This is a genomic window from Streptomyces sp. NPDC002640, assembly GCF_053592575.1.
Genome location: NZ_JBSFVZ010000036.1, coordinates 1 through 24,397, shown reverse-complemented (window position 1 = coordinate 24,397; position 24,397 = coordinate 1). Strand labels below are relative to the sequence as shown.

The 24,397-nt window shown below is 73.3% G+C and carries 22 protein-coding genes; 8 read left to right on the top strand and 14 right to left on the bottom strand.

Annotated features, from left to right (window positions below):
- Positions 1-23 precede the first annotated feature (23 nt).
- From ACWD3O_RS32075 to hisD, 9 genes are all read right to left on the bottom strand, one after another.
- Entirely contained in the window at positions 24-1,685 is a 1,662-nt protein-coding gene (locus ACWD3O_RS32075) for an isocitrate lyase/phosphoenolpyruvate mutase family protein (protein WP_451418292.1), read from the bottom strand.
- Between the two features lie 107 nt (positions 1,686-1,792).
- On the bottom strand, positions 1,793-2,548 hold the full coding sequence (gene hisF / locus ACWD3O_RS32070; protein WP_451413143.1) for an imidazole glycerol phosphate synthase subunit HisF: 756 nt from the start codon (positions 2,546-2,548) through the stop codon (positions 1,793-1,795).
- Positions 2,549-2,586: 38 nt separating this feature from the next.
- Positions 2,587-2,985, bottom strand: coding sequence for a RidA family protein (locus ACWD3O_RS32065; protein ID WP_451413142.1), 399 nt, complete (start codon positions 2,983-2,985; stop codon positions 2,587-2,589).
- Positions 2,982-3,716: a bifunctional 1-(5-phosphoribosyl)-5-((5-phosphoribosylamino)methylideneamino)imidazole-4-carboxamide isomerase/phosphoribosylanthranilate isomerase PriA gene (gene priA, locus ACWD3O_RS32060; protein WP_356130884.1), complete on the bottom strand. Its 735-nt coding sequence runs from the start codon at positions 3,714-3,716 to the stop codon at positions 2,982-2,984. Before priA ends, ACWD3O_RS32065 begins: the two co-directional genes overlap by 4 nt.
- 2 nt (positions 3,717-3,718) lie before the next feature.
- Complete coding sequence (hisH, locus tag ACWD3O_RS32055; RefSeq protein ID WP_451418291.1) at positions 3,719-4,360, bottom strand: imidazole glycerol phosphate synthase subunit HisH; 642 nt, start codon at positions 4,358-4,360, stop codon at positions 3,719-3,721.
- A gap of 4 nt (positions 4,361-4,364) precedes the next feature.
- Entirely contained in the window at positions 4,365-4,520 is a 156-nt protein-coding gene (locus ACWD3O_RS32050; protein WP_451413140.1) for a hypothetical protein, read from the bottom strand.
- 5 nt (positions 4,521-4,525) lie between these two features.
- A complete protein-coding gene (hisB, locus tag ACWD3O_RS32045) occupies positions 4,526-5,119 on the bottom strand; it encodes an imidazoleglycerol-phosphate dehydratase HisB (protein ID WP_356130878.1) in 594 nt (197 codons plus the stop codon).
- Positions 5,116-6,267: a histidinol-phosphate transaminase gene (locus ACWD3O_RS32040; RefSeq protein ID WP_451418290.1), complete on the bottom strand. Its 1,152-nt coding sequence runs from the start codon at positions 6,265-6,267 to the stop codon at positions 5,116-5,118. The genes hisB and ACWD3O_RS32040 overlap by 4 nt, the downstream gene beginning before the upstream one ends.
- Before the next feature lie 5 nt (positions 6,268-6,272).
- Positions 6,273-7,598: a histidinol dehydrogenase gene (hisD, locus tag ACWD3O_RS32035; RefSeq protein ID WP_451418289.1), complete on the bottom strand. Its 1,326-nt coding sequence runs from the start codon at positions 7,596-7,598 to the stop codon at positions 6,273-6,275.
- 281 nt (positions 7,599-7,879) lie between these two features.
- Between hisD and ACWD3O_RS32030 the strand changes: the two genes are divergently transcribed.
- The 3 genes from ACWD3O_RS32030 (at position 7,880) to ybaK (ending at position 10,822) form a co-directional block, all read left to right on the top strand.
- Complete coding sequence (locus tag ACWD3O_RS32030; protein WP_451418288.1) at positions 7,880-9,469, top strand: oxidoreductase; 1,590 nt, start codon at positions 7,880-7,882, stop codon at positions 9,467-9,469.
- A gap of 69 nt (positions 9,470-9,538) precedes the next feature.
- Positions 9,539-10,279: an LON peptidase substrate-binding domain-containing protein gene (locus ACWD3O_RS32025; RefSeq protein WP_451413137.1), complete on the top strand. Its 741-nt coding sequence runs from the start codon at positions 9,539-9,541 to the stop codon at positions 10,277-10,279.
- A 42-nt stretch (positions 10,280-10,321) separates the two neighbouring features.
- A complete protein-coding gene (gene ybaK, locus ACWD3O_RS32020) occupies positions 10,322-10,822 on the top strand; it encodes a Cys-tRNA(Pro) deacylase (protein ID WP_451413136.1) in 501 nt (166 codons plus the stop codon).
- Positions 10,823-11,117: 295 nt separating this feature from the next.
- Here ybaK and ACWD3O_RS32015 read toward each other — a convergent pair whose 3' ends face one another.
- The 4 genes from ACWD3O_RS32015 to ACWD3O_RS32000 all read right to left on the bottom strand — a co-directional run bounded on the left by ACWD3O_RS32015 (position 11,118) and on the right by ACWD3O_RS32000 (position 15,277).
- Complete coding sequence (locus ACWD3O_RS32015; RefSeq protein WP_451418287.1) at positions 11,118-11,873, bottom strand: AAA family ATPase; 756 nt, start codon at positions 11,871-11,873, stop codon at positions 11,118-11,120.
- Between the two features lie 34 nt (positions 11,874-11,907).
- The gene (locus ACWD3O_RS32010; RefSeq protein WP_451418286.1) at positions 11,908-12,747 is read right to left on the bottom strand and encodes an ABC transporter permease; all 840 of its coding nucleotides are present in this window, start codon (positions 12,745-12,747) and stop codon (positions 11,908-11,910) included.
- A 172-nt stretch (positions 12,748-12,919) separates the two neighbouring features.
- Positions 12,920-13,891, bottom strand: a complete 972-nt coding sequence (locus ACWD3O_RS32005; protein ID WP_451413185.1) for an ABC transporter ATP-binding protein — start codon at positions 13,889-13,891, stop codon at positions 12,920-12,922.
- 147 nt (positions 13,892-14,038) lie between these two features.
- Positions 14,039-15,277 (bottom strand): NYN domain-containing protein, encoded by a 1,239-nt coding sequence (locus ACWD3O_RS32000; protein WP_451418285.1) that lies wholly within the window; start codon positions 15,275-15,277, stop codon positions 14,039-14,041.
- A gap of 241 nt (positions 15,278-15,518) precedes the next feature.
- Here ACWD3O_RS32000 and ACWD3O_RS31995 point away from each other — a divergent pair, with 241 nt between their 5' ends.
- Positions 15,519-15,686: a hypothetical protein gene (locus ACWD3O_RS31995; protein ID WP_356130863.1), complete on the top strand. Its 168-nt coding sequence runs from the start codon at positions 15,519-15,521 to the stop codon at positions 15,684-15,686.
- A 120-nt stretch (positions 15,687-15,806) separates the two neighbouring features.
- Here ACWD3O_RS31995 and dnaE read toward each other — a convergent pair whose 3' ends face one another.
- Positions 15,807-19,346 carry a DNA polymerase III subunit alpha gene (dnaE, locus tag ACWD3O_RS31990; RefSeq protein WP_451413132.1) on the bottom strand — a complete coding sequence of 1,180 codons (3,540 nt, stop codon included), beginning with the start codon at positions 19,344-19,346 and terminating at the stop codon, positions 15,807-15,809.
- 177 nt (positions 19,347-19,523) lie between these two features.
- Between dnaE and ACWD3O_RS31985 the strand changes: the two genes are divergently transcribed.
- From ACWD3O_RS31985 to ACWD3O_RS31970, 4 genes are all read left to right on the top strand, one after another.
- Positions 19,524-20,204: a hypothetical protein gene (locus ACWD3O_RS31985; RefSeq protein ID WP_451413131.1), complete on the top strand. Its 681-nt coding sequence runs from the start codon at positions 19,524-19,526 to the stop codon at positions 20,202-20,204.
- 130 nt (positions 20,205-20,334) lie between these two features.
- Positions 20,335-21,156, top strand: a complete 822-nt coding sequence (locus ACWD3O_RS31980) for a thioredoxin domain-containing protein (protein WP_451413130.1) — start codon at positions 20,335-20,337, stop codon at positions 21,154-21,156.
- A 102-nt stretch (positions 21,157-21,258) separates the two neighbouring features.
- Positions 21,259-22,923 (top strand): alkaline phosphatase D family protein, encoded by a 1,665-nt coding sequence (locus ACWD3O_RS31975; protein ID WP_451418284.1) that lies wholly within the window; start codon positions 21,259-21,261, stop codon positions 22,921-22,923.
- Between the two features lie 351 nt (positions 22,924-23,274).
- Entirely contained in the window at positions 23,275-24,264 is a 990-nt protein-coding gene (locus tag ACWD3O_RS31970; RefSeq protein WP_451418283.1) for a zinc metalloprotease, read from the top strand.
- Positions 24,265-24,397 lie beyond the last annotated feature (133 nt).

Sequence of the window (24,397 nt, the reverse complement as noted above, 5' to 3'; positions counted from 1 at the left end):
GCCGGTTCCCGCCGCGGTTCCTCCTACCGGGTTCCGCCGGGCGCGCTCAGGGCCTGGGTCCGCGCGTAGGAGAAGGCGGTGAGGTCCATGGGGCCGCCGTCGCGGACGGCCCTCGCCGCGGTCACGGCCGCGGCGAGCGCCGTGCGGTGGAGCAGCGAGCCGAGGCTGACCCTGCGCACGCCCAGCGCGGCCAGCTCGGCGAGGGTGGGCCCGGTCGGGGTGTGGAGGATGTTCAGCGGGACGACGACGGCCGCCGTCAGGGCGGCGATCCGGTCCGGGTCGGCCAGTCCGGGCACGAAGACCCCGTCCGCGCCCGCCTGTTCGTAGGCCGCGAGGCGTGCGGCGGTCTCGTCCTCCTGGCGTCCGAGCCAGTGGGTGTCGGTGCGGGCGTTGACGAAGAGGCCGGGCACGGCGGCCTTCACGGCGGCGATCTTCGCGGCGTGCGCGGCGGCCGGGGCGAGGGTGCCGTCGGGGCGGCCGTCCTCGAGGTTGATCCCCGCGGCGCCGGCCTCGTGCAGCCCGCGGGCCAGCTCGGCCACCTCGGCGGGGTCGTCGCTGAACCCGCCTTCGGCGTCGACGGAGAAGAGGAACGAGCTCCGGCCGAGGCGGCGGGCGAGGGCGAGGGTCTCCTCGGCGGTGGCGGCCGCGCCGTCCGGCAGACCGGCGGCCGCGGCCACGCCCAGGCTGGTCGTGCCGACCGCCGGGAACCCCTCGGCCGCCAGGGCGGCGGCGGAGGCGTGGTCCCAGGCGTTGGGGAGCAGCAGCGGGGTGGCCCGGTGGTGCAGGGCGGCGAAGGGGGTCAGCGCGCGGCCCAGCAGCCCCTCCGCGAGAGCGAGGGCGTGGGAACGGCCCGGGCAGACACGCGGCGGCGCGCCGAACGTCAGGGGCGCGGGATGCGCACGCTGGGCCGTCGCCACGTCCAGCAGCACCACGTCGCCCTCGGCGATCGCGCGGCCACCCAGCTGGGTGGCGCGGGCCGCGACCCGGCGGAGAACCGGCACCGGCGGCGCCTCCCGCAGCACCCGGGCGAGCGGCACGGGAGGGGTGCCTGCCGCCAGCGGGGCGGTCTCCAGGGCAGCGGTCTCCCGGGCAGCGGTCTCCCGGGCAGCGGTCTCCAGGGCAAGGGCCTCCCGGGCAGCGGCCGCTGGAGCAGATGCCTCCACGGCGGCGGCGGTTTCCACCAGGGTGGCGGTCGCGGTGCATGCCTGCACCAGGAGGCCGATGCGGTTCGCGGTGGTCTCGAGGGCGGAGGCGTCCACGCCGTCGGGGGCGGTCCGGGCCGTCAGCCGGGCCGCGGCCGCGTCGGCGGCCGGGTCCTCGCCGCCGAACCAGACGGCGGCCACCAGGGCCACGTCGCGGGCGACCGCCTCGGGCTCCAGCAGGCCCATCGCCTCGGCGAGGGCCCGCACCACGCGCACCCGGAGTCCGCCCCCGGCCTCGGTCGTGGCCGCCGCCCGGTGGAGTGCGGCGGGGTCCAGCCGGGCCAGTTCCGCTTCCACCAGGGCGCGGCGCCGCCGGTGCGTGGCGCCCGTGCTGAAGCGGGCGCACGCGGCACGCAGCCGGGCGACGCCGCCGCCGGTCCGGTGGTTGCCGGCCTCGGCCGGAAGGTCCGGTACGAGGGCGGGGTCGGCGAGCACCGCGTGGACGTCCGCGGCCCGGTCGAAGGTGTGCGTGGTGTGGGTCATGCCCGTGACGCTAGGGCCGGGACGGTTCGGCCGGGCCCGAACCGTCCCGGGCACCGGAGGCCGGGCACCGGAACCGGGTGCCGGGCGCCGGGCCCCCGGGGCCGGTGTCAGCGCACCGGGTGGCCCGCGTCGCGCAGCGCGGTCTTGACCTCGCCGATGCGGAGGTCGCCGAAGTGGAAGACGCTCGCGGCGAGGACCGCGTCGGCGCCCGCCTCGACGGCGGGGGCGAAGTGCTCCAGGCGGCCCGCGCCGCCGGAGGCGATCACCGGAACCGTGACGTGCTTGCGGACGGCGGCGAGCATCTCCAGGTCGTAGCCGTCCTTGGTGCCGTCGGCGTCCATGGAGTTGAGGAGAATCTCCCCCGCTCCCAGCTCCGCCGCCCGGTGCGCCCATTCGACGGCGTCGATGCCGGTGCCCCGGCGGCCGCCGTGGGTGGTGACCTCGAAGGATCCGCCCTCGGTGCGCCGCGCGTCGACCGACAGGACCAGCACCTGGCGCCCGAACCGCTCGGCGATCTCGCGGATCAGCTCAGGCCGGGCGATGGCCGCCGTGTTGACGCCCACCTTGTCGGCGCCGGCCCGCAGCAGCTTGTCGACGTCCTCGGCGGTGCGCACGCCGCCGCCCACGGTGAGCGGGATGAACACCTGCTCGGCGGTGCGCCGCACCACGTCGTAGGTGGTCTCCCGGTCGCCGGAGGAGGCGGTGATGTCGAGGAAGGTCAGCTCGTCGGCGCCTTCGGCGTCGTACACCTTCGCCATCTCCACCGGGTCGCCGGCGTCGCGCAGGTTCTGGAAGTTGACGCCCTTGACGACCCGGCCGTTGTCGACGTCCAGGCAGGGGATGACTCGGACCGCCAGGGTCATGAATCCACGGCTCCTTGAAGAAAGAACAACATAAACGGCTACGAGGCGCGGTACGCCTCGAGTTCGACCTCGACCAGGATCCGCGGGTCGACGAACCCGTCGACGACCACCAGCGTGGTCACCGGCCGCACCGTGCCGAAGACCTCCCGGTGGGCGCGGCCCGCCGCCTCCGCGTCCCTGCGGTGGGTGAGGTACATCCGGGTGCGGATCACGGAGTCCGGGCCGAGCCCGAACTCCTCGATCGCCCGCAGCGCGTTGGCGAACGCGGCGCGGGCCTGTTCGTAGGGGTCGCCCTCGCCGGAGAGGACTCCGCCGCGGAAGGCGGTGGTCCCGCCGACCAGCACGCGGTCGCCCGCCGCGACGGCGCGCGCGAAGCCGAACTCCTCCTCCCACGGGGTGGGTTCCGGACTCTGCACGCGCCGCACGGCTTCGGTCATCGGGACACGGCCTCCAGTGCCTCTTCCAGCGTGAACGCCTTGGCGTAGAGGGCCTTGCCGACGATGGAGCCCTCGACGCCGAGCGGGACCAGCTCGGCGATGGCCCGCAGGTCGTCCAGCGAGGAGACGCCGCCGGAGGCGACGACCGGCCGGTCGGTGCGGGCGCAGACGTCCTTCAGCAGCTGCAGGTTGGGGCCCTGCAGCGTGCCGTCCTTGGCGATGTCGGTGACGACGTACCGGGCGCAGCCCTCGGAGTCCAGGCGGGCCAGGGTCTCGTAGAGGTCGCCGCCGTCGCGGGTCCAGCCGCGGCCGCGGAGCGTGGTGCCGCGGACGTCGAGGCCGACGGCGATCTGGTCGCCGTGCTCGGCGATGATCTTGGCGACCCACTCGGGGTTCTCCAGCGCGGCGGTGCCGATGTTGACGCGGGTGGCGCCGGTGGCGAGGGCGGCGGCGAGCGAGTCGTCGTCGCGGATGCCGCCGGAGAGCTCCACCTTGATGTCCATGGCACGGGCGACCTCGGAGATCAGCTCCCGGTTGTCGCCGGTGCCGAAGGCGGCGTCCAGGTCCACCAGGTGGAGCCACTCGGCGCCGGCCGACTGCCAGGCGAGGGCGGCCTCCAGCGGGGAGCCGTAGGAGGTCTCGGTGCCGGACTCGCCGTGGACGAGGCGGACGGCCTGGCCGTCGCGCACGTCGACGGCGGGCAGCAGTTCGAGCTTGGCGGTGTCTGCCATGTCTAGAGGGTTCCGATCCAGTTGGTCAGCAGCTGGGCTCCGGCGTCGCCGGACTTCTCGGGGTGGAACTGGGTGGCCCACAGCGCGCCGTTCTCCACGGCGGCGACGAACGGCTTGCCGTGGGTGGACCAGGTCACCTTGGGCGCGGCGATCGACGGGTTGTGCGCCTCGAGCGACCAGTCGTGGACGGCGTAGGAGTGCACGAAGTAGAACCGCTCCTCGGCGCCGACCCCGGCGAACAGCTCGGTGTCCTCGGGGGCCTGGACGGTGTTCCAGCCCATGTGGGGCACCACGTCGGCCTGCAGCGGCTCGACCGTGCCGGGCCACTCGTCGAGGCCCTCGGCCTCCTCGCCGTGCTCGATGCCGCGGGCGAAGAGGATCTGCATGCCGACGCAGATGCCCATGACGGGGCGCCCGCCGGAGAGCCGGCGTCCGACGATCCAGTCGCCGCGGGCGTCCTTGAGTCCCTGCATGCAGGCGGCGAAGGCGCCCACGCCGGGGACCAGCAGGCCGTCGGCGTTCATGGCCCGGTCGTAGTCGCGGGTGATCTCGACGTCGGCCCCGACCCGGGCGAGCGCCCGCTCGGCGGAGCGGACGTTGCCGAACCCGTAGTCGAGGACGACGACCTTCTTGGGGCTGCTCATGCTCCTACTTCCAGTACATGGCGCCCACGATGATGCACATGGCGGCGCCGATGGAGAGGACGACGATCAGGCTCTTCGGCATCTTCTGCTTGGCGAAGGAGATGACTCCGCCGAGCAGGAAGAGGCCGAGCACGATCAGTACGGTGGAAAGTCCGTTCATCGGATTTACAGCGCGCCCTTCGTGGACGGCAGGATGCCCTCGGCGCGCGGGTCGCGCTCCGAGGCGTAGCGCAGGGCGCGGGCCAGGGCCTTGAACTGGCACTCCACGATGTGGTGGGCGTTGCGGCCGTACGGCACGTGGACGTGCAGGGCGATCTGCGCCTGGGCGACGAAGGACTCCAGGATGTGCCGGGTCATCGTGGTGTCGTACGAGCCGATCATCGGCGCCATGTTCTCCGGCTCGGTGTGCACCAGGTAGGGGCGGCCGGAGAGGTCGACGGTGACCTGGGCGAGGGACTCGTCCAGCGGCACGGTGCAGTTGCCGAACCGGTAGATGCCGACCTTGTCGCCGAGCGCCTGCTTGAAGGCGGCGCCGAGGGCGAGGGCGGTGTCCTCGATGGTGTGGTGCGAGTCGATGTGGAGGTCGCCCTCGGTCTTCACGGTCAGGTCGAAGAGACCGTGGCGGCCGAGCTGGTCCAGCATGTGGTCCCAGAAGCCGACGCCGGTGGCGATGTCGGTGCGACCGGTGCCGTCGAGGTCGATCTCGACCAGGACGGAGGTCTCCTTGGTGGTGCGCTCCACGCGTCCGACGCGGCTCATGCGTTGTGCTCCTCTTCGTACTTCCTCAGTGCGCGTACCGCTTCCAGGAACGCGTCGTTCTCCGCGGGCGTGCCCGCGGTCACCCGCAGCCGTCCGGGGACGCCGTTGTCCCTGACCAGCACGCCGTGGTCGAGGATCCGGCGCCAGGCGGCGTGGGAGTCCTCGAACCGGCCGAACTGGACGAAGTTGGCGTCGGAGTCGGTCACCTCGTAGCCGAGTCCGCGGAGTTCGGCGACCAGGCGGTCGCGCTCCTCCTTGAGCTGCTGGACGTAGCCGAGCAGGGTGCCGGTGTGCTCCAGGGCGGCGAGCGCCGTGGCCTGGGTGACCGCCGACAGGTGGTACGGCAGCCGGACGAGCTGCACGGCGTCCACCACGGCCGGGTGCGCGGCGAAGTAGCCGAGGCGCAACCCGGCGGCGCCGAACGCCTTGGACATGGTCCGGGAGATCACCAGGTGCGGGCGGCCCTCCAGCAGCGGCAGCAGCGAGGCGCCGTGGCTGAACTCCACGTAGGCCTCGTCGACCACCACGATGGACGGCTTGGCGGCCTGGGCGGCGTCGTACAGGGCGAGCACCGCCTCGGCGGGCACGGCGTTGCCGGTGGGGTTGTTGGGCGTCGTCACGAAGACGACGTCCGGGCGGTGCTCGGCGATGGCCTTCCGCGCGGCGGGGACGTCGATGGTGAAGTCGTCGTTGCGGGGGCCGGAGATCCAGCCGGTGCCGGTGCCGCGGGCGATCAGGGCGTGCATCGAGTACGAGGGCTCGAAGCCGATCGCGGTGCGGCCGGGTCCGCCGAAGGTCTGCAGCAGCTGCTGGAGGACCTCGTTGGAGCCGTTGGCGGCCCAGACGTTCTCCTTGCCGACCGGCTTCCCGGCGGTGCCGGTCGGGGCCGTGCCGCTCAGGGCCGTGTCGTTCAGGTAGTCGGCGAGGCGGGTGCGCAGCTCGACCGCGTCCCGGTCCGGGTAGCGGTTGAGGTGGCGGGCGGCCTCGCGGACCCGCTCGGCGATGCGGTCGACCAGCTCGTCGGGGAGCGGGTAGGGGTTCTCGTTGGTGTTCAGGCGCACCGGCACGTCGAGCTGCGGCGCGCCGTACGGGGACTTGCCGCGCAGCTCCTCGCGTACGGGCAGGTCGTCGATACGGATCTCGCTCACGTCGCTCACTTGGTGCCGGGGACCTTCCAGTCGAACCGTGCCTTGATCGCCGCGCCGTGCGCCGGGAGGTCCTCCGCCTCGGCGAGGGTGACGACGGTGTGCGCCACGTCGGCCAGGGCGTCGCGGTCGTAGTCGACGATGTGGATGCCGCGCAGGAAGGACTGCACGGACAGGCCGGAGGAGTGGCAGGCGCAGCCACCGGTGGGCAGCACGTGGTTGGAGCCGGCCGCGTAGTCGCCGAGCGACACCGGGGACCAGGGGCCGACGAAGATGGCGCCGGCGTTCTTCACGCGCTCCGCCAGGGCGGCGGCGTCCGCGGTCTGGATCTCCAGGTGCTCGGCGCCGTAGGCGTCGACCACCTTCAGGCCGTCCTCGATTCCGTCGACCAGCACGATCGCGGACTGCCGGCCGGCCAGGGCCGGGGCGATCCGGTCGGTGACGTGCTTGCTGGCCTCGACCTGCGGCTTGAGCTCGCGCTCCACCGCCTCGGCCAGCTCCTCGGAGTCGGTGACCAGCACGGCGGCGGCCAGCGGGTCGTGCTCGGCCTGGCTGATCAGGTCGGCGGCGACGTGCACCGGGTCGGCCGTGTCGTCGGCGAGGACGGCGATCTCGGTCGGGCCGGCCTCGGCGTCGATGCCGATCTTCCCGGTGAAGTACCGCTTGGCGGCGGCGACCCAGATGTTGCCGGGGCCGGTGACCATGTCGGCGGGCGGGCAGGACTCGGTGCCGTACGCGAACATGGCAACCGCGGTGGCGCCGCCGGCGGCGTACACCTCGTCGACGCCCAGCAGGGCGCAGGCGGCGAGGATCGTCGGGTGCGGCAGGCCGCCGAACTCCTTCTGGGCCGGCGAGGCCAGCGCGATCGACTCGACGCCCGCCTCCTGGGCCGGCACCGCGTTCATGATCACGGACGACGGGTAGACCGAGCGCCCGCCGGGCGCGTAGAGGCCGACCCGCTGGACCGGCACCCACTTCTCGGTGACCGAGCCGCCGGGGACCACCCGGGTGGTGTGCGTGGTGCGGCGCTGCGCCCGGTGCACCAGGCGGGCGCGGCGGATCGACTCCTCGAGGGCGGCACGGACCTCCGGGTCCAGCCCCTCCAGCGCCTCGGTGAGCGCGGCGGCCGGGACCCGCACGGAGTCCAGGCGCACGCCGTCGAACTTCTCGGCGAAGTCGATCAGTGCCGCGTCGCCCCGATGATGCACGTCCTCGCAGATCGGCCGCACCTTCTCGAGGGCGGCGGTCACGTCGAAGTCGGCTCGGGGCAGCAGGGCGCGCAGGGCGGGGCCCTCGGGGAGGGCGTCGCCGCGCAGATCGATTCGGGAGATCACGCCCCCAATTCTCTCAGACCCGGAACGTGGCCCGACGCCACGTATCAACCGCTGATACGGCCCGCGGCCCGGCGCGGGCGTCGCGCCCGGTCCCGGGTCCGGTTCCGCGCCCGGTGCTTGCCCAGTGCTTGCCCGGTCCTCGGCCGGTCCGCACCCGGTCCGCGCCCGGTCGTCGGCCGTCCGGAGCAGAAAAGTTCACCGTTACACAAGGTGTCCGCGTGGTCACGTTCGGGCATGACGGCAGTAATACCAACGTGCGCCGGGAGGAGGATGTGAGTGCCGTGACCGAGGGTGGCGCCGTCGCTCCCGACGGCCTCGAGACCGGGCTGCCGGGCGACCTGTCGCAGGCGGAGACCGGGATGTGGCAGGCGTTCCGCGACGGCAGCGTCTACGACCTGCGGCACGGCGACCCGGTGGTCGACGACCCGCACGGCCGTCACCCCTGGGGCCCCGAGCGCACGGTGCGCGCCCGTGTCGTGTGCTGGCTGCTGCTGGACGGGCCGCCCGCGCTGGCCGGCCGGGTGTCGGCGCTGAAGCTGATCGGGGTGCGGATCGCCGGCTCCCTGGACCTGGCCGGCGGCACGGTGGAGCCCTACGTCGAGATGGAGGACTGCCGCTTCGACGAGGAGATCCTGCTGCCCGAGGCCAGGTTCACCACCGTGCGGCTGGAGAACTGCGCCGTACCGCGCCTGGAGGCGGCCCGCCTGCACACCGAGGGCGACCTGCACCTGCCGCGCTGCCGGTTCGCCCGCGGCATCCGCCTGAGCGACGCCCGGATCGGCACCGACCTGCTGCTCAGCCAGGCGGTGGTGCGGCACGACCGGCACGGCCGCTCCCTCTCCGCGGACGGCCTCACGGTGGGCCAGGACCTCCAGGCCGACCTGCTGGAGTCGCACGGCGAGCTGGGACTGCGCTCCTCCGAGGTGGGCGCCTCGCTGAGCCTGCGCGGCGCCCGCCTGGCCAACCCGTACGCCCGGCTGGCACTCAACGCGCCCCAGCTCAGCGTGGGCCGGGCCCTCTACCTGACGCCCGCAGGCATCGGCACGGCGCGGCCCCTCGGCAACACGCCCGCGCGCGGCACCCGGGTCCAGCCCTTCGAGTGCCTGGGCGGGGTGCGGCTCGACGACGGGCGGTTCGGTGACTCGGTGGACCTGCGGGCCGCCCGGTTCAACCTGACCGCCGAGCAGGAGCTCTCGCTGCGCCGGGTGCAGACGCCGGAGCTGCGGTTCCTGCCGGTGCGGCCGCGGCGGGGCCGGGTGGTGCTGTCCGGGGCGCGGGTGGGGAACCTGGTGGACCGGGCGGAGAGCTGGCCGGGGCCGGGCCGCCTGCACATGGGCGGGTTCACCTACGAGAACCTGGTCCCGCAGGGCCCGTTCACCCTGGAGCAGCGCCTGGAGTGGCTGGCCGCGGCCACGCCCGAGTACAACCCCGAGCCCTACGAGCTGCTGGCCACGGTGCTGCGCGGCGGCGGCGAGGACGAGGACGCCCGCGAGGTGCTGCTGGCCAAGCAGCGCCGCCGCCGGGAGACGCTGCCCCCGGCGGCCAAGCTGTGGGGGTACACGCAGGACGTGACGGTCGCCTACGGGTACCGCCCGGCCCGGGCGGCGGTGTGGCTGGCGGTCCTGTGGGCGGCGAGCACGCTGATGTTCTCCCGGTCCCGTCCCACACCGGCGCGGGGCGACGAGCACCCGCCGTGGAGCCCGGCGCTGTTCTCCCTGGACCTGCTGCTGCCGGTGATCGACCTGGGGCACGCCACGGCCTGGCACCTGCAGGGCGCCTGGCAGTGGCTGGCCGCCGTGCTGATCCTGCTGGGCTGGGGGCTGGCCACGGCGGTGGCGGCCGGCGCGACCCGCCTCCTGGGCCGGAACTGACCCGCCCCGCGCCGCGGAGGCCGACCGCGGCGCGGGTTCCGGGCTCCGCGCGCATTAGGCTTTTGCGCCGTGACCACCCTGCGGCTGCCGCTGTTTCCCTTGAACATGGTCCTGTTCCCCGGGCTCGTGCTTCCCCTCAACGTCTTCGAGGAGCGGTACCGCGCCATGATGCGCGACCTGCTCCTGGTGCCGGAGGAGGCGCCGCGCCGGTTCGCGGTGGTCGCCATCCGGGACGGGCACGAGGTCGCCCCCACCGCTCCCGGCATGCCCGACCCGACCGCGCTGCCCGAACGGGGCCCGGCCGCCGGTTTCGCCGCCGACCCGGCCAACTCCTTCCACGCGGTGGCCTGCGTCGCCGACGTGGCGACCGTCCGGGAGCGCGAGGACGGCACCTACGAGGTGCTGGCCACCGGCACCCGGCGGGCCCGGCTGGTCTCCGTGGACGCCTCGGGGGCCTACCTCACGGCCGAGCTGGAGGAACTGCCGGAGGAGGAGGGCGACGAGGCCGGGACGCTCGCCGAGGGGGTGCTGCGGTCGTTCCGCCAGTACCAGAAGCGGCTGGCGGGTGCGAGCGAGCGGTCGCTGTCCTCGTCGGCGGAGCTGCCGGACGAGCCGTCCGTGGTGTCGTACCTGGTGGCGGCGGCGATGGTGCTGGACACGCCGACCAAGCAGCGGCTGCTGCAGACCCCGGACACGGCGTCCCGGCTGCGGGACGAACTGCGGCTGCTGCGGCAGGAGGCCTCCATCCTGCGCGCCCTGCCGTCCCTTCCGGCCGGTGACCTCACGCGGGTCCCCACCAGCCAGAACTGACCCACGCACACCCAGCGGACCCGAGCGGAGACGGACGGGAAGATGGCCAGGAAGCCGAAGAAGCAGCAGTCCGGGGGCACGCCCGCCACGGTCGCCCTCACCGAGGCGGGGGTGCCGTTCACCGTGCACGCCTACGAGCACGACCCCTCGCACCCGTCGTACGGCGAGGAGGCCGCCGAGGCGATGGGGGTGTCGCCGGACCGGGTCTTCAAGACGCTGGTGGCGGACGTGGACGGCTCCCTGGTGGTGGCCGTGGTGCCGGTGGCCGGGTCGCTCGACCTGAAGGCACTGGCCGCCGCGGTGGGCGGCAAGCGGGCCGCGATGGCGGACCCCGCTCTCGCCGAGCGCACCACGGGGTACGTGCGGGGCGGGATCTCACCGCTGGGTCAGCGCAAGAAGCTGCCCACGGTCCTGGACTCCTCCGCGGAGGACCACGCCACCGTCTGCGTCTCCGCCGGCCGCCGGGGCCTCGAGGTGGAACTCTCCCCCAAGGACCTCGCCACCCTCACCGCCGCCACCACGGCCCCCGTCGGCCGCGCATGACCCGGGCCCCCGCCGGGGGGGCAGGCCGCAGGGGCGGGGCAGCACAGGGGCAGGCGGCGCAGGGGGGCGGGGCAGGGGCGGGGCAGCACAAGGGCAGGCGGCGCAGAGGCGGGGCAGCGCAGGGGGCCGGCAGCACAAGGGCCGACAGCGCAGGGGCCGGCAGCACAACGGCCGACAGCGCAGAGGGCCGGCAGCACAACGGCCGACAGCGCAGGGGCCGGGAGCGCAGGGGCCGGCGGTAGGGGCCGGCGGTAGGGGCCGGCGGTAGGGGCGCGACGGCGCGCTCGGCGGCGGCTCAGCCCTTCCGGACCGCTTCGCCCGGGCCGCCGTCCTCGTCGGGAGCCTTCGGCTCGTCCGCCCCGTCGTCGTCCCGCGGCACCAGCAGCGCCGTCAGCGTGAGGTGCACCAGCAGCGCCACCACCGGCCACATCACCAGCGCGCTGACCGCGTGCAGCTCCAGCGGCGCGTCGAACCGCACGCCCTCCCCGGCCGCACGGGCCCGCGCCGCGACGTCCCGCGAGGGGCCGAGCGACATCCCGACCTGCCAGGCCACCACCGACCCCAGCAGCCCTCCGAGGCTCAGCCCGGCGACCACCGGCACCCCGCCCCGCCGTGCGAGCAGGAACGTCACCACCCCGCCGACGAGCCCGAAGCCCGCGGCGAGCAGCGCGAACACCCCGTCCGCGCCGACCGCCTGCTCGCCCTCGATCTCGGCGAGGTAGGCGATCCACTCCCCCTCGACGACCTCGCCGACCAGCGGCACCCGCGGCGCGAGCCAGAGCCACAGCAGCCCCAGCAGCAGACCCGCCGCGGTGGACGCGGCCGCCACCAGCGCGCCTTGGCCCAGCTCGGCGCGCAGGCCGGGGCCGCCCTCGAGGTAGGACCGGACCGCGGAGCGCGGCCGGAAGAGGTGGGAACCGCCGGCCCGCCCGCCGGCCGCGGCGTCCTTGCCGTGCGGCTCGCCGGACGCCGGGGACGTCCCCTCGTGCGCCCGGGCGGCGTCGTCGGACTCGGACTGCGGGTGCGGTTGAGGAGTCAGAGGTGCGGTCACCCTGACATCGTGCCAGGCGTCGGCGGCCGGCGCGTCACCGGACGGCGGCCCTGCGGTAGGCCCAGGTGGCCACGGCCAGGGAGACCACGCCGACCACGGCGCACACGGCGAGGTCGGCCAAGACCCGCGTCCAGTCCGGGTGGGACCCGAAGGACCGGGTGAACGCCTCCACGGCGTAGGTGGAGGGCAGCAGGTCACGGGCGAGGGACACCACCTGCGGCATCCGGGAGGCCGGCAGCACGCCCAGCAGCAGCGCGGCCGACATGCCGAGCTGGCCCAGCAGGGTGGCCAGCTCCGGCCGGGGCGCGAGCAGGCCGCAGGCGGCCCCGAGCCCGGCCAGCGCGGCGCCGGCCAGCGGGATCACGGCGGCCAGCACCCACAGGTGGGTGAGCGGCAGCCCGAAGAGCAGGCATCCGAAGACCGCCGTGACCAGCGTCCCCGGCACGGTGAACGAGGCGTACGCGGCGGCCGCGCCCAGCACCACCGCGGCGGGTGGTACCGGCAGGGTGGCGTAGTGGTCGAGCCCGCCGCTGGCGCGGAGCTGCCCGAAGTACTGGGAGAGCAGGTTGAGCGCCACGAAGGCGACGACCAGCACCGAGGAGCCGGCGACGACGGCCCGGGCCTCGTCCCCGCCGTCCACCACGCCGCGCATCAGGATCATGATGCCGACGGACTGGAAGGTGGCCACGAAGAGCAGCGGGATCCGCGCCACCCGGGCCCGGGACAGCTGGGCCCGGTAGACGGCGCCCAGGGCCGGCCACAGCCGGGTCCGCGGGCCGAGCTCGGCGACGACCGGGGAGGCCGCCCTCCGCTGGGGAGCCGCGGCCGGCGCCGGCACCGTGCCCGGCAGGGTCTCGGCGGGTACGACGCTCACAGGCAGCTCCTCGTCAGGGCACGTTCTTCTTCGCCGCCGCGGCCCGGGGCAGCGGCGCGAACCGGCACGCCGCCGCGGCCCGGGGCACCGCCGCGGTTCACACCGCGGCCCGGGACACCGGCGCCCGGGCGGGCCCCGAGCGCCGCCGCGTCGCTCACCCGTTCCGTGGTCCTCACGCCTTCACCAGTCCCCGCGCCTCGCCGCCGAGCGCGAGGTAGACGTCCTCCAGGCTCGGCGTGGCCAGGGTGAAGTCGTCCAGGGCCGCGAAGGCGGCGCCGCCGGTGACCGCGCCGACGGCGGCCCGCGCCTCGTCCGGGGCGAGCCGCAGGGTCCAGCGGCGGCCCGACTCGACGGCCCGGCCGCGCAGCGCGGCCACCTCCGGCACGTGCAGCGGCGCCGTCTCCCGCCAGACCAGGTCGACGCGGACCTCGTCGGCGACGCGTTCCTTGAGGCCGGAGGGCGTGTCGCAGGCGATGACCCGCCCCCGGTCGAGCACGGCGACCCGGTCCAGCACGGTCTCCGCCTCGATGACGTTGTGGGTGACCAGCAGCACCGTGGCCCCGTGCTCGGCGCGGCGGCGGTCGACGGCGGACCAGACGGCGCGGCGGGCGACCGGGTCCATGCCGGTGGTGGGCTCGTCGAGGACCAGCAGGGGCCGCTCGCCCACCAGGGCGGTGGCGAAGCAGGCGAGGCGGCGCTGACCTCCGGAGAGCTTGCGCAGGGCGCGGCCCGCGATCGGGCCGAGGCCGAGCTCGTCGAGGACGGCGTCGCGCTCGGCGCGGGCGGCGCGGGCGTCCAGGCCGCGCAGCCGCCCGGTGGTCTCGGCGGCCAGCGACACGGTCAGCTCGTCCAGGGCGGTGGACTCCTGGCCGAGGTAGGCGAGGATCCGGGAGGCCCGCTCGGGGTGCCGGACGACGTCGTGGCCGTAGAGGGTGACGCTGCCCCGGTCGGGCCGCATCAGGCCGGTGATCTGGCGGACCAGGCTGGACTTGCCGGCGCCGTTGGGGCCGAGCAGGCCGAAGATCTCGCCCTGCCGGACGTCCAGGGTGACCGCGTCGGTGGCCGTCACCGCGGGCGTGCCGGGCGCGCCGCGGCGGCCCCGGCCGGCCGGGTAGGTCTTGGTGAGGTCACGCACCGCGCACACGACCTCGGGGTGAGGGGACGGCGGTGCGGGGCGTTCGTTCACGAGGGATGAGCCTACGGGGTGCCCGACTCGGCCCGAAATCCAACCCCTTTCTTCGGGGGCGGTCCGCCTGCCGGGGAGGCGCCGTCGCACGGCGCGGCCCCGTGGTCAGTCCGCGTTGGCGGCCCGCTCCGCCCCGGTGTGGCTGTCGACCTCCCGCCAGAAGCCCGCCCGGATGGCGTACCGGTCGTGTTCGTCGATCTGGTCGTCCTTGTGCGCGAGGAGCCCGAAGCGGGCCGCGTAGCGGAGGAGTTCGCCGTCGACGCGGTGCGGGATGCGCGGGTATTCGGCGGAGAGCTTGTCCAGGCAGGAGGGGTCGGTGACGCGCTGGATCCAGCGGCGGGCGAAGACCTGTCCGACCTCGTAGGCGTCCCCGCCGACGCTGGTGATGTCCTCCTCGTGGTCGGCCCACCGCTGTTCGGCGCTGGTGAGCTGGGCGAGGGTGGGCAGGGCGGCCGCCTCGGCGGACTCCGAGGGGGTGCCGGGGCGCTCGACCCAGCCCCGGTCGGAGGACCAGCGCAGGGTGGCGGTGGCGGGCTGGGGCGCGGGCGCGGTCACGGCCGGGGGGCCGGGGGCGCGCAGCGCCGCGAGGTCCTTCGGGGTGGGCACGCCTTTGGCGGCGGGCACCCGGTCGGCGCCGCCCGCGCCGTCGCCGTTGCCGTTGACGGGCGCGGGGACGGGTTCGCGGTCGCGGGTCCGCCGGTCGCCCTGGGGGGCGTGGGGTTCGCCGGGCGGGGCGGAGAGGATGGCGGCGATCTCGGGACGCGGCGCGGGCGGTGGCGCGCAGACGCCGCCGAGGTCGCGGGCCCGGACGGCCTGGGTGATCCAGGCCCGGTCAAGCACCCGGCGTTCGTCGGCCTCGGCGACCAGGTCCTCGGACTGGTTGTAGTTGTTGTCGGCGGCCTGCACGGCCCACAGGTGGACGGCGACCCCGTGCTCCTTGGCGGACATCATGCCGGGCAGCAGGTCGCCGTCGCCGGTGACGAGCACGATGTCGGAGCAGGCGCGGTTGCGGGCGAGTTCGGTGAGCTCGGCGTGCATCGCGGCGTCGACGCCCTTCTGCGCCCAGCGCCCCTCGGAGCGGGTGAGGGCGCCGAGGCGGACGGTGACGCGGGGCATCACGCGGAGTCTGCGGTGTTCGGGCTGCGGGACCCGGTCGGGGGCGCCGTCGAACCAGTAGATGCGCAGCAGGGGCTGCCGGGTGTCGGCCTCGGCGCGTTCGCGGAGGCCGTGGACGAGGGCGGCATGGTCGACGCTGATGCGGGACCGCGAGGGCTCTCCGGCCAGGAGGCTGGCGGCGGCACCCAGCAGATATCCGGCGTCCACCAGGACGATGCAGCGGTCCACGCGGTCACCCTCTTTCCTCTGTCCGGGGAGGTGTGCTTCGGGCTCGCTTCGAGTCTGCCCCAGCGCGCGGGTCCGGACGGCCCGAACTGGATCTTCGGCGTGGCGTTTGCCCGCGTGAGGGAGGGCGGCGCCCCAACACCCATGTCACGGTGGGTAGTCGTCCGACATGCGTGCGTGGTCGGCGTGTGTGAGGCTGAATGCGGCTCTGGCCCACCGATTCCCTCACAGGAGGAAGATCACCATGGCCAAGAACAAGAACACCCGCAAGCCCGCCCAGCGCGCCGCGCAGTCGGACCGTCCCGCGCACCGCTCGGACGAGGGTGCCGCGCAGCACCAGCCCACCATCGCGCAGGTCCAGGGCAACCCGTCGGACGTCGCGCGCAAGCAGCGCCGTTTCGGCCACAACTGACGCGCGCGGTCAGCGCACCAGGGGCCCGCCCGTGCTCGTGCGAACGAGCCGCGGGGCGGGCCCCTTACGCGTCCGGGGCGGCCGGGCGCGCAGGCCGGGCGGCCGGGCGCGCGGTGGCGGTCAGCCCGCCAGGCAGGACGGGCCGAGCAGCACCTTGAGGTCGCCGTAGAGGGCGGGGTCGGGCTTCACGCGGTGCCGGTCGAGCCGGAGCACGGTGGTCTTCCGCGGCCCCTGCAGCTTGATCCGCACCTCGCTCTCGCCCTTGTGGCTGGCGAGGATCTCCCCAAGCCGGGTGACCATGGGCGGGGTGACCTTCAGCGCGGGGATGGTCAGCACCACCGGCGCGTTGGCACCGGCGTTGGACAGGTCGGGGACCATCAGCTCCATGGCCACCAGCCGCGGCACGTCCTCCCGCTTGTCCAGGCGGCCCTTGACGAAGACGACCGCGTCCTCGACGAGTTGGGTGGAGACCAGCTGGTAGGTGGCCGGGAAGAACATGCAGTCGATGGAACCGGCCAGGTCCTCCACGGTGGCGATGGCCCAGGCGTTGCCCTGCTTGGTCATCTTCCGCTGGATGCCGGAGATGATGCCGCCGATGGTGACGACGGCGCCGTCGCCGTAGTCGCCGCCGGTGAGCTGGGCGATGCCCGCGTCGGCCTTGTCGGCGAGGACGTTCTCCAGGCCGAAGAGCGGATGGTCGGACACGTAGAGGCCGAGCATCTCCCGCTCCTGGGCGAGCAGGTAGGTCTTGTCCCACTCGTCGGTGGAGAACTCGACGTCCAGTCCGAAGCCGGGCTCGTCGGCGCCCTCGTCGCCCATGCCGCCGAAGAGGTCGAACTGGCCCTCGGCCTCCTTGCGCTTGACCTGGACCACGTTGTCGATCATCGGCTCGTACTGGGCGATCAGCCCCTTGCGGGTGTGCCCGAGGGAGTCGAAGGCGCCGGCCTTGATCAGCGACTCGGTGGTGCGCTTGTTGCAGACCACGGCCTCGACCTTGTCGAGGTAGTCGGGGAAGGAGGAGAACTTCCCCTTGGCCTTGCGGGTCCTGATGACCGAGTCGACGACGTTGGAGCCGACGTTGCGGACCGCGGAGAGGCCGAAGAGGATCACGTCGTCGCCCTGGGCCGCGAAGTTGGGCTCGGACTCGTTGACGTTCGGTGGGAGCACCTGAATGCCCATGCGGCGGCACTCGTTGAGGTAGACCGCGGACTTGTCCTTGTCGTCCTTGACCGAGGTCAGCAGACCGGCCATGTACTCGGCCGGGTGGTTGGCCTTGAGGTAGGCGGTCCAGTAGGAGACCAGGCCGTAGGCGGCGGAGTGCGCCTTGTTGAACGCGTAGCCGGCGAACGGCACCAGCACGTCCCAGAGCGCCTGGATCGCCTCGTCGCTGTAGCCGTTCTTGCGGGCGCCGGCCTGGAAGATGGTGAAGTTCTTGGCCAGTTCGTCGGGCTTCTTCTTGCCCATCACGCGGCGGAGGATGTCGGCCTCGCCGAGCGAGTAGCCGGCGACGATCTGGGCGGCCTTCTGCACCTGCTCCTGGTAGACGATCAGGCCGTAGGTGACCGCCAGGACCTCCTCGAGGGGCTCCTCGAGCTCCTTGTGGATCGGCGTGATCTCCTGCTGCTTGTTCTTGCGGAGCGCGTAGTTGATGTGCGAGTTCATGCCCATCGGGCCCGGCCGGTACAGGGCCGAGACGGCGGAGATGTCCTCGAAGTTGTCGGGCTTCATCATGCGCAGCAGGGAGCGCATGGGGCCGCCGTCGAACTGGAAGACGCCGAGGGTGTCGCCGCGCTGGAGGAGTTCGAAGGTCTTCGGGTCGTCGAGCGGGAGGCCGAGGAGATCGATGTCGATCCCCTTGTTGGCCTTCACCATCTTGACGGCGTCGTCCATGATCGTGAGGTTGCGCAGGCCGAGGAAGTCCATCTTCAGCAGGCCGAGCGACTCGCAGCTCGGGTAGTCCCACTGCGTGATGGTGACGCCGTCGGTGTGCCGGACCCAGACCGGGACGTGGTCGGTGATGGTCTCGCTGGACATGATGACGCCGGCGGCGTGCACGCCCATCTGCCGGACCAGGCCCTCGACGCCCTTGGCGGTGTCGATGACCTTCTTGACGTCGGGCTCGTTCTCGTACATCCCCCGGATCTCGCCGGCCTCCGAGTACCGGGGGTGGTTCGGGTCGGTGATGCCGGAGAGCGGGATGCCCTTGCCGAGGACGTCGGCGGGCATCGCCTTGGTGAGGCGGTCGCCCATCGCGTAGGGGTAGCCCAGGACGCGGGCGGAGTCCTTGATGGCGTTCTTGGCCTTGATGGTGCCGTAGGTGCCGATCATGGCGACCTTGTCGGCGCCGTACTTCTCGGTCACGTACCGGATCACCTCGACGCGCCTGCGCTCGTCGAAGTCGATGTCGACGTCGGGCATGGAGACGCGCTCGGGGTTGAGGAACCGCTCGAAGATCAGGCCGTGCGGGATCGGGTCGAGGTCGGTGATGCCCATGGCGTAGGCGACGATCGAGCCGGCCGCGGAGCCTCGGCCGGGGCCGACCGCGATGCCGTTGTTCTTGGCCCACATGATGAAGTCGGCGACGACCAGGAAGTAGCCCGGGAACCCCATCTGGATGATGACGTCCATCTCGTACTCGACCTGCTTCTGCCGGTCCTCGGGGATGCCGCCGGGGAAGCGGCGCTCCATGCCGCGGCGGACCTCCTCCTTGAACCAGGTGACCTCCGTGTAGCCCTCCGGGATGTCGAACTTCGGCATCAGGTCGCGCTTCTCGAACATGCCGGTGGTGTCGACCTGCTCGGCGACCAGCAGGGTGTTGCGGCAGCCCTCCTGCCAGGCGTCGGAGGAGTCGATGGCGTACATCTCCTCCGTCGACTTCAGGTAGTAGCCGGTGCCGTCGAACCTGAAGCGGTCGGGGTCGGACAGGTTCTTGCCGGTCTGGATGCACAGCAGCGCGTCGTGGGCCTGGGCCTCGTGCGCGTAGGTGTAGTGCGAGTCGTTGGTGACCAGCGGCGGGATGCCGAGCTTCCTGCCGATCTCCAGGAGCCCGTCGCGGACCCGGTGCTCGATGTCGATGCCGTGGTCCATCAGCTCCAGGAAGTACCGGCCCTTGCCGAAGATGTCCTGGTAGTCGGCGGCGGCCTTGAGTGCCTCGTCGAACTGGCCGAGGCGCAGCCGGGTCTGGACCTCGCCGGAGGGGCAGCCGGTGGAGGCGATCAGGCCCTCGGACCACTGGGAGATGGTCTCCTTGTCCATCCGGGGCCACTTCTGCAGCCAGCCCTCGGCGTAGGCGTCGGAGGAGAGCCGGAAGAGGTTGTGCAGACCGGTGGCGTTGGCCGCCCAGATCGTCTTGTGGGTGTAACCGCCGGAACCGGAGACGTCGTCGCGCTTCTGGTGCGGCTGGCCCCACTGGATCTTGCGCTTGTTGCGCCGCGACTCGGGCGCGACGTAGGCCTCGATGCCGATGATCGGCGTGACCCCGGCCTTCTTCGCGGTGTGGAAGAAGTCGTACGCCCCGTGCAGGTTGCCGTGGTCGGACATCGCGATGTGGGTCATCCCCATGTCCTGGCAGGCCTGGAACATGTCCTTGAGCCGCGCGGCACCGTCCAGCAGCGAGTACTGGGTGTGGACGTGCAGGTGCGTGAAGGGCGGCTTCGACACGGGTGGGGCCTCCTGGGGAGCACGGGTCGGGGGGTGCGCGTGGTCCGGTCGTCGGTCTCGAAGTCTATGCCCCGCCGCCGACAAGCCGGGGCATCGGGAACCTTCCCGGCCCCACCGGGTGGCAGCCGTCACCTTTTACCAGTCCTTTAACCTCCGGCATGCCAGACTTTCCGCGAGATGGACATGTCCGGGACCCCCCTCAGAGCCGCACGCGCGGTGCTGTTCACGGCGCTGGCCGTGACCGTAGGCACCGCGTCCCACGTGCTGCTCTCGGGCGCGCCGCTCCCGCTGTCCACGGTGGCGGCGGTCGCCGCCGCCGTCTTCCTCGCGGCCTACGCCCTGGCCGGACGGGAGCGCCGCTTCGGCCCGATCGCGGCGCTGCTGGTCCCGCTGGAACTCGCCGCCGACACGATCTTCACCACCGGCCAGCACGCCTGTTACGGCGCGGCCGGGGGTCCGGTCGCCGGCCCGCTGCACTCGGTGGGCCTCGACCTGCTCTGCCGGGGCGCTCCGGTGGGCACCCCCCTGGCGCCGGCCGCCGCCCCCGAGGGCGCCGCCGCGCTGCTCGCCGAGAGCGGCCCGGGCACGGCCTGGGCGCTGCTCGCCTGCCACGTCGGGGTGGGGCTGCTGGCCGCCGCCTGGCTCAGCCGCGGCGAGCGCGCGCTGGCCCAGGTGCTGCGCGCCGTCGCCGCGACGACGTTCCGCCCGCTGCTGGTGGCGTTCGCCACCGTCGCCCCGCGCGCCGTCCCCGCCCCGCGGATCACCGCCGGTGCGCCCGCGGCCGTCGCGCCGCGGATGCGGTACCTGGTGCGCTCCCTGGGGCTGCGCGGGCCGCCGGCCCGCCTCGCCGCCGCCTGACCGGTCCCCCGCGGCCCGGCCCGGGTTCCGGCCCTCCGCGTCCCGCGCGCGTGACGCCCCGCCGGCGTGCCTGCGCGCGTGCCCCCGTGATCCCACCCAGCCTTTCTCGACTTTTTCCCTGGAGAACCCCATGAGCCAGCGCAACTCCCAGGCCGCCAAGTCCGCCGCTCGCGAGCGGCTGCGCCAGGAGCGCGAGCGTGAGGCCAAGCGCGCCAAGGTCAAGCGCCAGATGGTCGTGGCCGTGTCCGTCGTGGCCGGCCTCGCGATAGCCGGCGGTGCCGCCTACGGCATCGTGCAGGCCAACAAGCCCTCCGCCTGGGAGGCCGCCAAGGACGCCAAGCTGGTGGCCCCGGCCAACACCAGCGGCAAGAACGGCCTCGACGTGGTCATCGGCGAGGGCGGCGAGAAGACCCTGGCCCTCTACGAGGACCCGCGCTGCCCGGTCTGTGCCGCCTTCGAGCAGTCCGTCGGCGAGACGGTCCGCAAGGGCATGGAGGACGGCAGCTACAAGCTCCAGTTCGTCGGCGCCAGCTTCCTGGACGACAACCTCTCCGGCGAGGGCTCCAAGAACGCCCTGAGCGCCCTCGGCGCCGCCCTGGACGTCAGCCCCGAGGCGTTCCTGGACTACAAGGCCGCGCTGTACTCCGCGGAGTTCCACCCGGAGGAGTCCGCCGACAAGCTGGCCGACGACGCGTACCTGATCAAGATCGCCAACTCGGTGGACTCCCTCAAGGGCAACAAGGACTTCGAGAAGGACGTCAAGGACGGCACCTTCGACAAGTGGGCCCTGGAGATGGACAAGAAGTTCGACGCCGACGGCGAGAAGTACGGCTTCGGCGGCACTCCCTCCCTGGTCATGGACGGCAAGGTCGTCACCGACAGCGGCGGCCAGAACGCCCCGATGACGGTGGAGGAGTTCGAGGCGGCCATCGACAAGGCCCTGAAGGGCTGAGCCGGCCCGGCCCCCGGCCGGTGGCCGAATAACGGCCGAAGAGCGGGCGAACTCTTGTGAGTTCGCTCGCTCTTGCATGTACGCGTCAGTAGCCTCCGGCCCATGAGCCGACCGAGACCGCACTCCGACGCCTCCGCCACCGCCACCGCACCCGCCCCCAGCCGCCGTACGGTGGTCAAGGCCGCCGCGGCCGGCGCGGCGCTGGCCGCCCCGCTGGCCACCGCGCTCCCGGCCCGGGCGGCTGCCGCAGCCGCCCCCGCCTTCCTGCACGGCGTGGCCTCCGGCGACCCGCTCCCCGACGGCATCCTGCTGTGGACCCGGGTCACCCCCGTCCCCGAGGCCACCCCGGGCTCCGGCGCCGGGCCCGACACCCCGGTCGAGTGGGTCGTCGCCACCGACCGCTCCCTGTCGTCCGTCGTGTCCCGCGGCACCATCACCGCGCGGGCAGCCACCGACCACACGGTGAAGGCCGACGTCCGCGGCCTGCGCCCGGCCACCGACTACTACTTCCGCTTCACCGCCGGCGGCGTCCACTCCCCCGTCGGCCGCACCCGCACCGCGCCCGCCGCCGACGCCTCGGTGGACGGGCTGCGCTTCGGCGTGGTGTCCTGCGCCAACTACGAGGCCGGCTACTTCTCTCCGTACCGGCACCTCGCGGCCCGCGGCGACCTGGACGCCTGGCTCCACCTGGGCGACTACATCTACGAGTACGCCAGCGGCGGTTACGCCTACGGCGGCGTGGTCCGCACCTACCAGCCCGAGCACGAGATCCTCACCCTCGCCGACTACCGGATGCGGCACGCCCGGTACAAGACCGACCAGGACCTGCAGGCGCTGCACGCCGCCGCCCCCTGCGTCGCCATCTGGGACGACCACGAGGTGGCCAACGACGCCTGGTCGGGCGGCGCGGAGAACCACACGGAGGGCGCCGAGGGCGCCTGGGCGGCGCGTCAGGCGGCCGCCAAGCAGGCCTACTTCGAGTGGATGCCGGTGCGCCCGGCCATCGCCGGCACCACCTACCGCCGGCTCCGCTTCGGCCGGCTGGCCGACCTCTCGCTGCTGGACCTGCGCAGCTTCCGCTCCCAGCAGGTGTCCTCGGCGGGCGGCGCGGTGGACGACCCGGACCGCACCATCACCGGACGTGCCCAGATGGACTGGCTGAAATCCGGCCTCTCCTCCTCGGACACCACCTGGCGGCTGGTCGGCAACTCCGTGATGATCGCGCCGTTCTCGGTGGCCCAGCTCCCCGAGTTCGTGCGCGAGCCGCTGGGTGAGCTGCTCGGCCTGCCGGACCTGGCGATCAGCGTCGACCAGTGGGACGGGTACACCGACGACCGCAAGGAGCTCATCTCCCACCTGCGGTCCAACTCCATCCGCAACACGGTGTTCCTGACCGGCGACGTGCACATGGCGTTCGCCACCGACGTCCCGGTGAACGCCACCACCTACCCGCTGACCGCCTCCGCGGCCACCGAGTTCGTGGTCACCTCGGTGACCTCGGACAACCTCGACGACTACGTCGGGGTGTCCGAGGGCGCCATCACCTCGGTCGCCGACCCGGTGATCAGGACCCTGAACCGGCACATCAAGTTCGTCGACACCGACCAGCACGGGTACGGCGTGTTCTCGGTGACGCCCCAGCGGGCGCAGATGGACTACTACCGGATCTCGGACCGCACCGACCCGGCCGCCACCGCGCACTGGGTCCGCTCCTACCGGACCCTCAGCGGCACGCAGAAGACCGAGCGGACCTACGACCCGGTCTAGGCCCCGTCCGGCGCTCGACTCAGCACGCAACGCGCGTCAACGCCAGGGGCACTTCTCAGCCATCCGACCGGACCGTTCCGCGTGTAAAGGGCAGGTGACGGAGGACTTCGCCCGGCGTTTCGGCACCGACCGAATCCGGACACTCCGGCTCTCCCCGCCCGCTCCGCGCCGCGCCGCCGTCCCCCTCGCGACGGGACGGCGGCGCGGCGCGACCCCGATTGCCCCGGTCTGCTCCCCGTCCGAAGAGGCCGGATCAGTACTCCTGAGCTTTGGGCATGTCCACGTAATGTCCGGGCGACGGCCAGGGAGATCCCTGCGCGCCCGTCCGCCCCGCTCGAGCAAGGAGCTCACATGCGTGCCTTCGCCCGGATATCCCCTCAGCTGCGCCGGCGCCTGATCGGCGCAGCCGCCGTGGCCGGAGCCCTGGTCCTGACCCCGGTCTCCGCCCCCGCCACGCTGGCCGCCGCCCCCGCCGCCAAGGTCTCCGTCGCCGACGAGTGCGAGGACACCGCGGGCTCCGCGGCCCGTGTGGGCAAGGGCCACGAGCACGAGCACGACCACGGCGCCGTCGACCCCAACACGGTGACCGCCGCGAAGGCCAAGGCCATGCAGGCCGACCTCGAGAAGAGGCTCGCCGAGAAGCGCGTCGCCCCGTCCGCGGCCGCGGTCTCCGCCACCATCCCGGTGTACTTCCACGTCATCACCGACGGCACCAAGGGCAACCTGACCTCGGCCGAGATCAACAGCCAGATCAGCGTCCTGAACAACGCCTACGCCGGCCAGGGCACGGGCAACGTCGCCACCGGCTTCCAGTTCCAGCTGGCGTCCGTGGACTACACGAACAACGCCTCCTGGTACAACCTGGCCTCCGGCTCCTCCGCCGAGAAGGCCATGAAGACCGCCCTGCGCAAGGGCGGCGCCAACGCCCTGAACGTCTACACCGCGAACCTCAGCGGCGGGCTGCTCGGCTGGGCGACCTTCCCGACCTCCAACGTCACCTCCATGGACGGCGTGGTCCTGCTGGACGAGTCGCTGCCCGGCGGCACCGCCGCCAACTACAACCAGGGCGACACCGCCACCCACGAGGTCGGCCACTGGCTGGGCCTCTACCACACCTTCCAGGGCGGCTGCAACGGCAACGGCGACTACGTCTCCGACACCCCCGCCGAGGCCAGCCCGGCGTACGAGTGCCCGACCGGCCGTGACACCTGCACCAAGTCCGCGGGCGCCGACCCCATCCACAACTTCATGGACTACACGTACGACTCCTGCATGTACCAGTTCACCAGCGGTCAGGTGACCCGGATGCAGCAGGCCTGGACCGCGTACCGCGCGGGCTGAGGCCACACGCCTGAAGCGGGTCGGGTCGCCGGACAGGCCCTAGGTCGTGTCCGCAAAGTCAGGGGAGCCAGAGTCGTAGGCAGGCGATGGTGACCATGGCTTCGTAGTGCCGGGCGCGTTTGTCGTAGCGGGT

What these genes read in the sequence shown, in the direction of transcription:
- ACWD3O_RS32075 (WP_451418292.1), bottom strand. Translation starts at nt 1,685, where the DNA reads ATGACCCACACCACGCACACCTTCGACCGGGCCGCGGACGTCCACGCG.
- hisF (WP_451413143.1), bottom strand. Translation starts at nt 2,548, where the DNA reads ATGACCCTGGCGGTCCGAGTCATCCCCTGCCTGGACGTCGACAACGGC.
- ACWD3O_RS32065 (WP_451413142.1), bottom strand. Translation starts at nt 2,985, where the DNA reads ATGACCGAAGCCGTGCGGCGCGTGCAGAGTCCGGAACCCACCCCGTGG.
- priA (WP_356130884.1), bottom strand. Translation starts at nt 3,716, where the DNA reads ATGGCAGACACCGCCAAGCTCGAACTGCTGCCCGCCGTCGACGTGCGC.
- hisH (WP_451418291.1), bottom strand. Translation starts at nt 4,360, where the DNA reads ATGAGCAGCCCCAAGAAGGTCGTCGTCCTCGACTACGGGTTCGGCAAC.
- ACWD3O_RS32050 (WP_451413140.1), bottom strand. Translation starts at nt 4,520, where the DNA reads ATGAACGGACTTTCCACCGTACTGATCGTGCTCGGCCTCTTCCTGCTC.
- hisB (WP_356130878.1), bottom strand. Translation starts at nt 5,119, where the DNA reads ATGAGCCGCGTCGGACGCGTGGAGCGCACCACCAAGGAGACCTCCGTC.
- ybaK (WP_451413136.1), top strand. Translation starts at nt 10,322, where the DNA reads ATGGCCAGGAAGCCGAAGAAGCAGCAGTCCGGGGGCACGCCCGCCACG.
- ACWD3O_RS31995 (WP_356130863.1), top strand. Translation starts at nt 15,519, where the DNA reads ATGGCCAAGAACAAGAACACCCGCAAGCCCGCCCAGCGCGCCGCGCAG.
- ACWD3O_RS31985 (WP_451413131.1), top strand. Translation starts at nt 19,524, where the DNA reads ATGGACATGTCCGGGACCCCCCTCAGAGCCGCACGCGCGGTGCTGTTC.
- ACWD3O_RS31980 (WP_451413130.1), top strand. Translation starts at nt 20,335, where the DNA reads ATGAGCCAGCGCAACTCCCAGGCCGCCAAGTCCGCCGCTCGCGAGCGG.
- ACWD3O_RS31975 (WP_451418284.1), top strand. Translation starts at nt 21,259, where the DNA reads ATGAGCCGACCGAGACCGCACTCCGACGCCTCCGCCACCGCCACCGCA.
- ACWD3O_RS31970 (WP_451418283.1), top strand. Translation starts at nt 23,275, where the DNA reads ATGCGTGCCTTCGCCCGGATATCCCCTCAGCTGCGCCGGCGCCTGATC.